12 protein-coding genes are annotated in these 12,689 nt (G+C 35.7%); 8 read left to right on the forward strand and 4 right to left on the reverse strand.

The features are described from left to right. The first annotated feature begins 256 nt into the window (after positions 1-256). The 3 genes from A9G40_RS15340 (at position 257) to A9G40_RS10840 (ending at position 2,131) form a co-directional block, all read left to right on the forward strand. Positions 257-415 carry a hypothetical protein gene (locus A9G40_RS15340; RefSeq protein ID WP_218058010.1) on the forward strand — a complete coding sequence of 53 codons (159 nt, stop codon included), beginning with the start codon at positions 257-259 and terminating at the stop codon, positions 413-415. Positions 416-993: 578 nt separating this feature from the next. After that, positions 994-1,446, forward strand: coding sequence for a hypothetical protein (locus tag A9G40_RS10835; RefSeq protein ID WP_065583048.1), 453 nt, complete (start codon positions 994-996; stop codon positions 1,444-1,446). Between the two features lie 316 nt (positions 1,447-1,762). Further along, positions 1,763-2,131 (forward strand): Imm8 family immunity protein, encoded by a 369-nt coding sequence (locus A9G40_RS10840; RefSeq protein ID WP_065583049.1) that lies wholly within the window; start codon positions 1,763-1,765, stop codon positions 2,129-2,131. A 158-nt stretch (positions 2,132-2,289) separates the two neighbouring features. Here A9G40_RS10840 and A9G40_RS10845 read toward each other — a convergent pair whose 3' ends face one another. The 3 genes from A9G40_RS10845 to A9G40_RS10855 all read right to left on the reverse strand — a co-directional run bounded on the left by A9G40_RS10845 (position 2,290) and on the right by A9G40_RS10855 (position 4,645). Then, complete coding sequence (locus A9G40_RS10845) at positions 2,290-2,739, reverse strand: hypothetical protein (RefSeq protein WP_065583050.1); 450 nt, start codon at positions 2,737-2,739, stop codon at positions 2,290-2,292. A gap of 154 nt (positions 2,740-2,893) precedes the next feature. Further along, positions 2,894-3,658 (reverse strand): type I 3-dehydroquinate dehydratase, encoded by a 765-nt coding sequence (gene aroD / locus A9G40_RS10850; RefSeq protein ID WP_065583051.1) that lies wholly within the window; start codon positions 3,656-3,658, stop codon positions 2,894-2,896. A 114-nt stretch (positions 3,659-3,772) separates the two neighbouring features. Then, positions 3,773-4,645: a shikimate dehydrogenase gene (locus A9G40_RS10855; RefSeq protein WP_065567393.1), complete on the reverse strand. Its 873-nt coding sequence runs from the start codon at positions 4,643-4,645 to the stop codon at positions 3,773-3,775. A gap of 185 nt (positions 4,646-4,830) precedes the next feature. Here A9G40_RS10855 and A9G40_RS10860 point away from each other — a divergent pair, with 185 nt between their 5' ends. From A9G40_RS10860 to radA, 4 genes are all read left to right on the forward strand, one after another. Continuing rightward, the gene (locus A9G40_RS10860) at positions 4,831-6,165 is read left to right on the forward strand and encodes a Na+/H+ antiporter family protein (protein ID WP_065583098.1); all 1,335 of its coding nucleotides are present in this window, start codon (positions 4,831-4,833) and stop codon (positions 6,163-6,165) included. 37 nt (positions 6,166-6,202) lie between these two features. Continuing rightward, positions 6,203-7,492 carry a 16S rRNA (cytosine(967)-C(5))-methyltransferase RsmB gene (gene rsmB, locus A9G40_RS10865; RefSeq protein WP_065583052.1) on the forward strand — a complete coding sequence of 430 codons (1,290 nt, stop codon included), beginning with the start codon at positions 6,203-6,205 and terminating at the stop codon, positions 7,490-7,492. A gap of 256 nt (positions 7,493-7,748) precedes the next feature. Beyond that, positions 7,749-8,723, forward strand: a complete 975-nt coding sequence (serB, locus tag A9G40_RS10870; RefSeq protein ID WP_065567397.1) for a phosphoserine phosphatase — start codon at positions 7,749-7,751, stop codon at positions 8,721-8,723. Positions 8,724-8,732: 9 nt separating this feature from the next. Next, positions 8,733-10,112, forward strand: coding sequence for a DNA repair protein RadA (gene radA / locus A9G40_RS10875; RefSeq protein ID WP_065567398.1), 1,380 nt, complete (start codon positions 8,733-8,735; stop codon positions 10,110-10,112). Positions 10,113-10,230: 118 nt separating this feature from the next. Here radA and ppnN read toward each other — a convergent pair whose 3' ends face one another. After that, on the reverse strand, positions 10,231-11,607 hold the full coding sequence (gene ppnN, locus A9G40_RS10880; protein WP_065567399.1) for a nucleotide 5'-monophosphate nucleosidase PpnN: 1,377 nt from the start codon (positions 11,605-11,607) through the stop codon (positions 10,231-10,233). A 254-nt stretch (positions 11,608-11,861) separates the two neighbouring features. Here ppnN and A9G40_RS10885 point away from each other — a divergent pair, with 254 nt between their 5' ends. Next, entirely contained in the window at positions 11,862-12,659 is a 798-nt protein-coding gene (locus A9G40_RS10885) for a hypothetical protein (protein WP_065583053.1), read from the forward strand. The last annotated feature ends 30 nt before the right edge of the window (positions 12,660-12,689 follow it).

Raw genomic sequence — 12,689 nt, forward strand, 5'->3', positions numbered from 1 at the left:
CACCTTTATGATATAACTAACAATCATAGGAGGACATTGTGGCCAAAAAATTTAGCGCACAAACTGGTGAAGTACCAATATATAAAGCAACATTTGTTACCATACCCATTATTGCTAGTCTGCCGTCACTTAGAAGTTAGCGTATCAGATTACTATACTTGGCTAAAACCTGAGCCTAAATCAACGGGGTTATTTGAGAATATCAAAGCACTTTATTGTTAACATAAATCCTGCTCAAGCACACCCAGCTTAGTACATGATATCAGGGACAAGGGCTAGGATATATCATAAAGAAAGATTAGCTGAGTATGATAAAAATCAGTCAGAAAAGGCATTGATTTTATTTGATTTTTTATTTTGTAACGCGATGAAAAATAATGGCATTACTCCTTTTGCTACAAGTCTATCATTATGATGTGCGGACTAATACATTAAGTATATTGATAAATATTTAGTTTGTCATTCACCCAAAATTCCTTATTTTGTCGTCAATTTCCTAAAGGAATATTATACCTAGTAGCCAATGAAACCAAATATTACAGTGCGGATTTTAAGCGATTAGTGTTACAGCATGGAATTAACTAAAGCATTATTCACCACCTATTATTTAAACGCTATACCAAATTTTTTGGCGAGGATCTGATTGGCTCACAGAAAAATTTAAGTGGCTATCGGCTTTGGTTAGGTTAAATGGTATAGAATCCTGAATAATTTTTACAAATAGATTCTAAAGTAAATATCCAAATCATAAATAATTTATGACAAAACATAATGTTTGCGTGAATTGATTTAAATAAAGTGTGCTTTTTTATAAAACAATTTTTGAAAAAAATATTGAATCTAGCACCATAACAGTATGAATATTCTTAATATGGATTATTATAATATTGAGTAAAAATTCGAGCATGTAGATATATATCAAATGCTTTGCCATACGGTAATGATGGCCAATGTCAAAACAATTGCAACGGTTTATCCTAAAGGATATTGTTAATGATTAATTTAATTATCTCCCCTGATTCTATTCGCGTATCAAAAAGTAAAATATCAACGCAAATATTCTCAAAAATATATTTTCAGATCGGGAACATTTTCTTTCCTGATGAACAATGGGATGATTTTACCGTAGTTATATTAAATTGGTGGTTAAAAGAAGCTTGTAAAATTCAGCAAAATAACATAACTCATTTTTACTTTATGGATGGACCTTTTTATTTTGAAGTTTTTTGTATTAATAAAATTTGTAAAATCAAATTTATAGATAATCGGTTTGATAAAAAAGAAGTCGTATATAGTGGTGAAATAGAATACACATCTTTACTGAATTTATTAAAGAAAAATGCAAATTTATTAATTCGAAGCTTACCTATGGATGCCGAAAAACTAAAAGATGTCATAGAATTAAAACAAAATTTAAAATTAATACAAACTCGATTCTGTAAATAAGTTTGTATTTTTGTCTATTTTTATATTTATCTTTGGTATCAACATATGCTTTTCTACTTTACGAAAATAATGTTATTGATTACGAAGATGAGATGTATCTAACATTGCAATTCAATAGATTGTCAATAATTGAGTGTGTCTTGATTTTTATCATTGGTTTAATGGAATACCCAAGTAGCTAAATATTAAGGTTAATACGATCGATAGCTTTACCATATTGGTAAAAAAATAAGATTTAAGCAATGATAATTGAGGCGTTCTCGATATTATAATTACAGTGAACACCTTATAATGTTTATTTTGATGCGGGCTATAAATGAAAATTAAACAACAAAAATTTGAAGTGAAATATTACTGGTCTCCAGATATCGGTGATCCTTGGCTGTGGCAGCCAGAAGATAATGCAGTTTTTTATTTATTAGAGATGAATATTGGTATTACTGGCGAGGATAATTCTGATATTTACTCAATCATTGTCGCAACTCCAGCAGGAGTACTCAATTTAAATAAGGACAGAATTCAACAGCCAAAACGATATAAAATTTTATTATTAAATCAATATGATTGGGATAAAGTTAGACAATCCATAGATGAAAAGCGGGCTTGTATAAAACCAGCTGATGGTACACCCGCTTTTGATAAGTTAGTGAGTGATTTTTATTGGGAATATGACGGTATGCCATAATCACCGCATTTTGTAATTGTGCATTTGCTAGTTAAAAGTGATGATTAATTTTATTACACAAATTGTGTAATCAATTAGCTATAATAAAGTTGCTTAAAGTTGCTTAAAGTTGCTTATTGTACATAACCTGTTTGGGATAGGTATACGTCTACAACTAGCTAGCAAGAAAATGCCAGCCTATTGTCAATAATGCTTTTATTATTGATTAATTCAAAGGATAGCAAAATGCCTTCATAATTAATGCCAAGGACAATTAATTGTTCATCGACTTTATAGTAGTAACGCATATGATCTTCATAAAGATGATCTTTAAGAATATAATTATGATTAAAGGTATCGGTTAAAATAAACGGGGATCCTAATTTAAACTCAAAGCCCAAGAAATTCAAAATTTGATTGGCTTTATCAAGTAAGAATATATTATCTATCACTTCATCAATTAATAAAACTTCAATATTATCGGCAATATAAAAAAACATAATTTGATAACCACAAATATCTGCTGTTCCTAGAATATCGGCATAGGCAAAATCTTTAATGGTATTATGTTGATCTGAATTAAAAAAATAATTGATATCAAGCGAGCTAAATTTATTTTTATTATACATATCCCAAACCTAAATTTTGTACAACCACATAACAATTTGGGGGGAGTAAAATTCGCTATGTGGTTGTAAATGAAGATTTTGATAATGAAGCGCAAACACTTCATCACCGCTCTACATTGGCACGCCAATTCATTATTAACGGATTGATGTTAAATTAGCTATGGCTTTGGTACAAGGTATCTAAAATAGAGCGTAATTGTTTGGCGTCTAATTGACCCGGTGCCGAAGCATGTTTGGCAGCGCCAAAGGTCATTGCTGAGCCAAATGTCGCACCAGCAATACGGCTCACCACACCCAGCCCAGCCATAGACATGGTAATAATGGGGGTAGTTGCGTATTGTTGGTTCATTTCGGTGGTTGCTGCAAGTAGCGTTAATACATCATCTGTTGTTTGTGGCATGACGGCAATTTTAGGAATGTCAGCGCCCAGTTCCTGCATTTTCCTTAATCGGTAGATAATATCACTTTTGGATGGTGTTTTTTCAAAATCATGGTTTGATGCGACAACAAATACCTGATTTTTGTGTGCAACGGCAATAATATCTTTTACATCATCATCACCAATAAATAGCTCAACATCAATAAGATCAATAAGCCCACTACACGCCATTTCTTTATTCAACTGAATATAAGATGCGAGTGGCCAAGGTTTAACCCCCCCTTCATTTGCGGTTCTAAACGTAAATAAAATCGGTTTATTAGGCAGTAAATCGGCTATGCTTTTAGCTGCTTGTTTTACGGCATTGATATTGTCAACTTGAGTAAAGTGATCAACACGCCACTCTAAAACGTCAAAATCAATAGATTGTAAAAACTTAACTTCATCAATTAATTCTGCTTGAGTCTTACCCACAATAGGCACAATAATTTTAGGCGCACCCAAACCGATCTCAAGTTCTTTTATGGTAATTGTTTTCATTTCATATTCCATTAGCTAGCAATTGCATTAATAGATGGTGATTTTATAACGCTTAACAATATTTATCACTGATTATCCATCATGAATAAAATCGTTAAAAAATTAGATTATTCATTAATCATTAAAACCCATTTGTTCTTTCACATATTCAATCGGTGCATCTTCACCCGTCCAAATTTTTATTTGAGCAGCACCTTGCCATAGCATCATGCCAATACCGTTTAATGTTCGGCAACCTTGTTGCTCCGCCATTTCTAATAGCTTGGTTTTTCGTGGGCTGTAAATGCAGTCGGTAACAATAAGATCAGGTCTTAACATCGTGGCATCAGTAATTAAGCTTTGCCCCTCTAACGGCTTCATCCCAACACCTGTTGCATTACAAAGCACAACACTATCTGCAATCTCTTTGCGTAATTGATCTTTATCGGCGAGATCGATAACACGCACATGGCATTGACTCGTTTGATTCAATTTTTTCGCAATGGCTTCTATCTTTGTATAGCATTCATCTTTTTGATTAAAGATGGTGATTGCTTTTACTCCATCAAGTGCTGCTTGCACAACAATGGCGGTTGCCGCACCGCCCGCTCCGAGAATGGTTATTTTTTTGCCTATCACATCAATATTGGCTTCTTTAAGCATACGCATGTAGCCCATTCCGTCTGTGTTATAGCCAGTTAACACACCATTATCATTGGAAATAGTATTACACGCGCCACTTAGTTCAACGGCCGGCGTTAACTTATCAAGGTACTGGCAGACAAGCTGCTTATTGGGCATTGATACCGCACTGCCACGCAAACCTAATGCCCTAAGCCCTTTAATTGCATCAGCAAGTTTTTCTTGATCAACTTCAAATGCTAAATAAACATAGGGAACATTCAATTTTGAATAAATCGTATTTTGCATTTGCGGGGATAAACTATGGCGAATAGGGTAGGCCATTAAACCGATTAATAAAAAATGTCCGTCGATATTATTTCTCATTAACAACGCTCCACAATAACTTGACTTTAATATAAAAGCTTTTATGCTTAAAATTACTTCAGTAACACAAATTTGGTTTTGTCTATTGCAAAACAGTGAGTATACACTATCAATTGCACTTTCAATACCTATCGCCTACAATAATAAGCTTTGCTTCTTAACTAAGAATCTATCTTATGAATACAATGCTTGATTTGTTCCCGTCAATAAATGCAGTTGTGGTTGCGGTAATTTGTATGTTAATTTTATCGCTTTGCCGTGTCCATGTTGTTATTAGCTTAATCATTGGGGCATTTGTTGGCGGTTTATTTAGCCATTTATCGTTAAAAGAAACCATTGATGCCTTTAACACAGGTATCAGCAATGGGGCAAATATTGCACTTTCTTATGCCATGCTAGGTGCATTTGCTGTGGCGATATCAAAATCTGGCTTACCAGAATTATTGGCAGATAAAGCGATTAAACAGCTGACATCAAGCGATGCTAAAAAACGTATCAAATGGATTTTGATTGTTATTATTGGGCTAGTAAGTATTTCCTCTCAAAATATAATTCCGATTCATATCGCCTTTATACCTCTTTTAATTCCGCCCCTATTATATGTTATGTCACGGCTACAGCTTGATAGAAGAATGATTGCGTGTATTATGACATTTGGATTAATTACTCCTTATATGTTTTTACCAGTTGGATTTGGCAATATCTTTTTGCATCAAATCTTATTAAAAAATATTACCGCATCTGGCATGGATGTAAGCCATGTTAATGTAATGCATGCCATGGCTATCCCTGCGTTAGGCATGTTTGTTGGCTTATTATGGGCTATCTTTGTTAGTTATCGTAAACCAAGAGAATATAAAATTATTCGTAGCGAAGCGAATCAAGGTGCTGTAAAAGAGGTGAATAAGCATTCACTTATTGTTTCATTATTGGCAATTGCGTTATCTTTTTCCGTTCAACTTTATACCGGCTCAATGATTTTAGGTGCCTTAATTGGTTTTATTTGCTTTATTGTATCGGGTTCGATTAAATGGGGCGAAGCGGATGGTGTTTTTACTGATGGTATCAAAATGATGGCAATGATCGGTTTTGTGATGATTTCAGCACAAGGCTTTGCCGAAGTATTAAAACAAACGCATGAAATTGAACCGCTTGTTATTAATAGTGCAGCTTTATTTGCAGGAAATAAAGTGATTGCTGCCTTTGTAATGATGCTAATTGGCTTGGTTATTACATTAGGGATTGGGTCTTCATTTTCAACCGTCCCAATCATTGCAGCTGTTTATGTGCCACTTTGTGTACAACTTGGTTTTTCACCGATTGCCACGGTATGTTTAATTGGCGCATCGGGTGCGATTGGTGATGCAGGATCACCACCATCAGATACTATTTTAGCGACATCATCTGGATTAAATAGTGATGGGCAACATGACCATATTCGAGACAGTGTTATCCCAACATTTACCCATTTTAATATTCCATTATTTATTGCTGGTTGGATTGGATCTTTAATTTTATAAACTAATCACAATAGATAAATTAAGGTTGTCATGATTTATGAATAAAAAATTACACCAAAATATACGAGCTGTTTGTGCGCAAGCTATTTTTAATGTATTAGAAGAAGGGCAATCATTAAGTGCCACACTGACTGCTTTGCATCACAAAATAGCGGATAAAGATCGAGCTCTAGTGCAAGAAATGTGTTTTGGTGTGATGCGAGTATTACCCGAGCTCAATTTCTATATCCATATCTTAATGAGTAAGGTTTTGACAGGTAAAAATAGGGTTTTGCACTATTTATTGTTAGTGGGTATTTACCAGATCCTTTATACACGTATTCCCGAACATGCCGCTGTTGGTGAAACAGTTGATGCTGTAAATACTTTGCAAAAAGCGCCATTAAAAGGATTAGTTAATGGCGTGTTACGTGAGTTTTTGCGCCAGCAAGCATCATTACAACAAAAATTTATGCAAGATGATAAGCAACAAAATAGCCGAACATTACACCCAAGTTGGTTATTGACTCGTATAAAGCAAGCTTACCCACAGCAGTGGCAAACAATTATTGATGCGAATAACCAAAAACCGCCAATGTGGTTGCGGGTTAACCAAAACCAATATTCAATTCAAGAATATCAACAACTGCTAGCAAAACAGCACGTTGAGTCAGAACCGCATGATCAATTACCTTGTGCATTGCGGTTATTGTCGCCCGTCAATGTCGCTAAATTACCTCATTTTGATGATGGTGCAGTGACAGTACAAGACTTGTCTGCTCAGTATGCTGCTTATTTATTAGCACCACAAAATGGTGAGCAAATTCTGGATCTTTGTGCTGCACCTGGTGGTAAAACCACGCATATTTTAGAGATAGCGCCAAAGGCACAAGTGTTAGCTGTGGATGTTGATGCAAACCGAGCCAAACGTATTGATGAAAATTTAACTCGTTTGAAACAGCATGCTGACGTCAAAGTTGGCGATGGTTTAACGCCAGAGCTGTGGTGTGAGGGGTGTTCGTTTGACCGTATTTTACTCGATGCGCCTTGCTCTGCAACAGGTGTTATTCGTCGTCATCCAGATATAAAATGGTTACGCAGGGACAGTGATATAGCGCAATTAACGGAATTACAACATGCTATTTTAAGTAAAATTTGGTCTTATTTAAAAACTGGTGGTATTTTGGTTTATGCCACTTGTTCAATTCTACCAGATGAAAATAAATTACAAATTGAGCGTTTTTTAAAAGAAAATGCCAACGCCGAGTTGCAAGGTGAATGTAAGCAATTTTTACCTAGTGACAATGGTGGTGATGGTTTCTTTTATGCGGTTTTAAAGAAAGTATAATTTACGTACATCTCATTGATTAAAATCTTATTGAGTAAACACTTTTTATTTTTAGCGTTGAGTTTTTAGCGTTTAGTTGCGACGTAGGTAAATACAGCCCATAAAATGTTAACTTTGGCTTTCATTTGCAAAAAAGTTTCTGATAATATGCGTTTGAGTATAAAAAAGATAAAGAAATGGCACAATCCTAACTTGGACAATCTTTAACAGTTATGGTAAATTTTGAGCCCGTTTTATGTTAGGAAGACTTTCTGATATGGCTTACACCCTCACCTATAATGATTTACCTGAAAATATCCAACGCTGGCAAGGTTTGCCACTTTCATTAAATGGCTGCGAAGTGGTGCCTTTAGATTATAATGCAGGTAAAACAGGTTGGATTATTTATGGCAAAAAGCTAAATAAAACAGTATTGTCAAAATTCCAAAATCAACTTGCTATGCCAATGGTAATTGTTTCATCTTGGAAAATAAAAACTTATCAGATTGTTCGTATTGCTGGAGTTATGCCTAAAAAAGCCAAGGCTATTTCATTAACATTAGGCATCGATGTATCGCCAATTGACAATTTACCTACACTCCATTCACCAGGATTATTGGTTATGGATATGGATTCAACGGCAATCAAAATTGAATGCATAGATGAGCTGGCTAAATTGTATGGTGTAGGTCAGCAAGTTGCGGCTGTGACTGAACAAGCAATGCATGGTGAGCTTGATTTTGCAACCAGTTTACGAAATCGGGTGGCAACTTTAAAAGGAGCGCATCAAGATCTTTTACAACAAGTAAAAGATAACTTACCGCTTACTCCTGGATTGACCTATTTAGTCAAAGAATTGCATAAAAAAAATTGGCATGTTGCTATTGCATCAGGAGGATTTACCTATTTTGCTGATCATTTAAAGCAGAAACTAAAATTAGCGGATGTTTATGCTAACGAATTAGAAGTCAAACATAATAAATTAACAGGCAAAGTAATTGGTCAAATTGTCGATGCAAAGTATAAAGCGCGAACTTTACAACAATTAGCGACATCACTCGATATACCTATTGAGCAAACGGTGGCTATTGGTGATGGCGCCAATGATTTAATGATGCTACGTATTGCAGGTTTAGGCGTTGCCTATCATGGAAAACCTAAAGTGGTTGAAAAGGCTAAAATTAGCATTAATTATGCAGATTTAACTGGATTATGGTGTATTTTATCAACCAGTTTATTAAGTGAAGGTTAGGAGATTAAATTGGCAAAAACCGTTAAACGTGCTTATGTTTGTAATGATTGTGGAGCAGATTATCCTCGTTGGCAAGGCCAGTGCAGTGCTTGTCATGCTTGGAATACCATTACTGAAGTTAGACTAGCAAGTACTTCAACGCGCAATGATCGATTAACGGGTTACGCAGGTAGCGGCGTTGGTCAAACAAAAATTCAAAAATTATCCGAAATCAGTTTAGAAGCGCTACCAAGATTTTCAACTGGTTTTTCCGAATTTGATCGTGTGCTTGGTGGGGGCGTTGTACCAGGTAGTGCGATTTTAATTGGCGGTAATCCTGGGGCAGGTAAAAGTACCTTATTACTACAAACCATGAGTAAGCTCTCATCACAAATGAATACGCTTTATGTGACGGGTGAAGAATCGCTTCAGCAAGTGGCCATGCGTGCACACCGATTAGGTTTACCTGCTGATAATCTCAATATGTTATCAGAAACCAGTATAGAACAAATTTGCTTATTGGCTGAGCAGTCGCAACCTAAATTAATGGTGATTGACTCTATACAAGTGATGCATCTTGCTGATATTCAATCCTCACCGGGGAGTGTTGCGCAGGTTCGAGAAACCGCCGCTTATTTAACGCGCTTTGCAAAAACAAAAGGTATTGCCATTATTATGGTTGGGCATGTGACGAAAGATGGCTCGCTAGCAGGGCCTAAAGTGCTTGAGCACTGCATTGACTGTTCCGTTTTATTAGATGGTGATGCTGATTCTCGTTTTAGAACATTGCGTAGCCATAAAAATCGGTTTGGGGCGGTAAATGAGTTAGGTGTGTTTGCGATGACCGAGCAAGGGCTTAAAGAAGTCAGCAATCCATCCGCCATCTTTTTAAGTCGTGGTGAGGAAATGCTGCCCGGCAGTTCGGTTATGGTATTGTGGGAAGGCACTCGCCCATTGCTGGTCGAAATCCAAGCATTGGTTGATCACTCGATGTATGGCAACCCAAGGCGTGTGACAGTAGGCCTTGATCAAAATAGGCTGGCATTATTGCTTGCAGTGTTACACAGGCATGGTGGATTACAAATGGCCGATCAAGATATTTTTGTGAATGTTGTTGGCGGCGTTAAAGTCACTGAAACTAGCGCTGATTTGGCATTGATTGCCGCATTAGTATCAAGTTTTCGTAATCGCCCATTACCACAAGATGTCGTTATTTTTGGCGAGATAGGTCTTGGTGGTGAAATTCGCCCCGTACCAAGTGGGCAAGAGCGTATTTCTGAAGCGGCTAAGCATGGCTTTAAAAAAGCGATTGTGCCTATAGCCAATATGCCTAAGAAGAAGCCCGAAAATATGCAGATTTTTGCCGTGAAAAAAGTGTCTGAAGCGCTAGATATTTTAGGTGATTTTTAAAAGCGATATAAATGATTAATAAAAAATTAACTATCAATCGATTAAATCACTCCGCCGATAATCGTATCGGCGGCAAGATAACATTTACACGCGATTAAATTACTCGCTAATATTCTTGTTAATAACAAATTTCATAACAAGGTTGATAGGCGCTTCCTCCTGGTAATTTCATTCGATCTTGTTTAATAAAACTACGTAATAAATTATCGAGTTGCTTCATGATTTCGGGATCACCTTGCAATTTGTATCGGCCATGCTTAGCAATTTCCTTCATACCGAATTCTTTTACATTACCCGCTACAATTCCCGAAAATGCTCGGCGTAAATCGGCTGCTAATAATTCAACAGGTTGATTTCGATGAAGATTTAATGAAGCCATATTGGCATGGGTTGGCTCAAAAGGGTGTTGTAGTGGTTCATCAATTTTTAGTAGCCAGTTAAATCCATAAGCATCACCTGTTTTTAAACGAGAAGATTTAACATGCTTAACACCCTCTTTCATAATACGAGCCACTTGTTCAGGTGAGTCGATCACGATTTGGTATAATTTCGTTGCCTCATCACCTAATGTACTACGAATAAAATTATCAATAGCAGTAAAATACTCCTCACACTCTTTAGGCCCCGTTAATATCAACGGTAATGTTTGATGTTTATTGGCTGGATTTAATAAAATACCAAGAATATAAAGTAACTCTTCGGCTGTTCCTGGGCCTCCAGGAAATATGATAATACCATGCGCCATACGTACAAAAGCTTCAAGGCGTTTTTCGATATCAGGCATAATAATCAGTTCATTTACTAATGCATTAGGTGGCTCGGCTGCAATAATTGAAGGTTCAGTCATGCCAATAAAGCGACTTTCTTTATAACGTTGCTGAGCATGACCAACCGCTGCGCCTTTCATCGGGGCTTCCATCACACCCGGCCCACAACCAGTACAAATGTTCAGCTCGCGCAAACCCAGTTGCATACCGACTTGTCGTGCATAATAGTATTCATTTTCGTTAATTGAATGCCCACCCCAACAGACAACCAGATTAGGCTCTTCACCCACATGTAGCGCATTGGCATTGCGCAAAATTGAGAAAACAAGGTTTGTGATATAAAACGAATGATCTCTTTCAAATTTGATATTAGAGATAAGTTCTTTAATGGCACTGATTTGGCTATTTAAAAAAAGAATATCGCGCAGCACGGCAAAAAGGTTTGCTTGGATTGAACGAATAATTCGCCCATCAACAAAGGCACTTTCAGGTGCATTAATGAGCTCTAATTTTACGCCACGTTCTTTACTAATGACATTAATTTCAAAAGACTTAAATCTATCTAGCAAATCTTTAGTATTATCGGTTTTACTACCTGCATTGAGTGTTGCTAGCGAACAGTTTCTATATAATTGATAAAGCTCACTATTGGCAGATTTTTTTAGAATATCGACTTCAGCTTGAGCAAGCAAATCCATTGATCCTAAAGGGCTAATATGGGTTATCATCACAACCTCCATTTGATGGTTTTATCAGCAAACGGAGTATTATATACTTAAACTGATTGAATAAGTAAAGTAGATCAATTTAATTAATTCAATACATTGTTTTTAATTAATAATTTTGAATAAGCGTTCAGAATTGATCAATCTATTTTTTAGTAAGATATTAAATGAATTAATTTTTATTGTTGTTGATAATTTAATCATAATATAAAATTATTTACCATTATACTTATGGAACTCAACAAGGGGTAGAGTTAATGAGGAATGATTTTTACTTATTACAAGGAACTGTAAGCTGTTTACAATTAGATGAAAATTCGCAACAAACTGACGCTAAGCTGACGGCGACGGATCGAATGGAAAAAGATCTTTATGCCGTGATTTGTTCAATTATTGCATTTATTTGCTTTTTTATTTGTTGCCGCCCGCCTTTAAGGGGGCAATACTTTTGTTGCCATATCGGCAATAAAAAAGTAGAGGGAAGGCTTAACACGATTGGTTTTAATGAGGGTGATTATGTTGAAATGCTTGTTAAGCCAAAAAAAAATGATGTTTACCAACCTTATGCTGTACGAATTCCAAGACAACATGCGATAATTTTTCCGCAAGATATTGGTTTAACAACGTTCGCACTTTTAAAAATTAGTTTTATTTTGATGACGATATTTGCCGTTATTACCCTGCTTTTTTTGTTAATTTTTGAATTATTTAACGGTTGTTCATTAAATTATATTTTAAACATATTTAAATATTGTTTTTGGGGCTGGATCATTGCAATTATTGCTGTTTTTTTTATAAGTGGAGGTGGATACTCTTTTTTTTCCAATCAAATTTATGCCTGCTTTGGGTATAATAAACCGTGGAAGTATGATTCTGCAAAAGAAAAGGAACGCTTTAAGGAGCTGTATCGAAGCAATGATCCTGAAATATTTAACGACCCACAGACCCCTGACTTTGAAAAGTTCGAAAAATTTAAAGCATTAACATATTACTACTGTAGAACGCCAATTTTACCTAATTGGGTTAAAATTATTGATGAGCTAAACAAAAAATAACAAATAATCAAATTGATAGATATAAGGAAT

It is taken from the genome of Gilliamella sp. Nev3-1 (assembly GCF_001690435.1).
Taxonomy (GTDB): Bacteria; Pseudomonadota; Gammaproteobacteria; order Enterobacterales; family Orbaceae; genus Gilliamella; species Gilliamella apicola_C.

Excerpts from the sequence above, each read along its gene's own strand:
- A9G40_RS10885 (WP_065583053.1), top strand. The coding sequence starts at position 11,862 with ATGAGGAATGATTTTTACTTATTACAAGGAACTGTAAGCTGTTTACAA.
- A9G40_RS10855 (WP_065567393.1), bottom strand. The coding sequence starts at position 4,645 with ATGAGAAATAATATCGACGGACATTTTTTATTAATCGGTTTAATGGCC.
- ppnN (WP_065567399.1), bottom strand. The coding sequence starts at position 11,607 with ATGATAACCCATATTAGCCCTTTAGGATCAATGGATTTGCTTGCTCAA.
- A9G40_RS10845 (WP_065583050.1), bottom strand. The coding sequence starts at position 2,739 with ATGTATAATAAAAATAAATTTAGCTCGCTTGATATCAATTATTTTTTT.
- aroD (WP_065583051.1), bottom strand. The coding sequence starts at position 3,658 with ATGAAAACAATTACCATAAAAGAACTTGAGATCGGTTTGGGTGCGCCT.
- rsmB (WP_065583052.1), top strand. The coding sequence starts at position 6,203 with ATGAATAAAAAATTACACCAAAATATACGAGCTGTTTGTGCGCAAGCT.
- serB (WP_065567397.1), top strand. The coding sequence starts at position 7,749 with ATGGCTTACACCCTCACCTATAATGATTTACCTGAAAATATCCAACGC.
- A9G40_RS10835 (WP_065583048.1), top strand. The coding sequence starts at position 994 with ATGATTAATTTAATTATCTCCCCTGATTCTATTCGCGTATCAAAAAGT.
- A9G40_RS15340 (WP_218058010.1), top strand. The coding sequence starts at position 257 with ATGATATCAGGGACAAGGGCTAGGATATATCATAAAGAAAGATTAGCT.
- A9G40_RS10840 (WP_065583049.1), top strand. The coding sequence starts at position 1,763 with ATGAAAATTAAACAACAAAAATTTGAAGTGAAATATTACTGGTCTCCA.
- A9G40_RS10860 (WP_065583098.1), top strand. The coding sequence starts at position 4,831 with ATGCTTGATTTGTTCCCGTCAATAAATGCAGTTGTGGTTGCGGTAATT.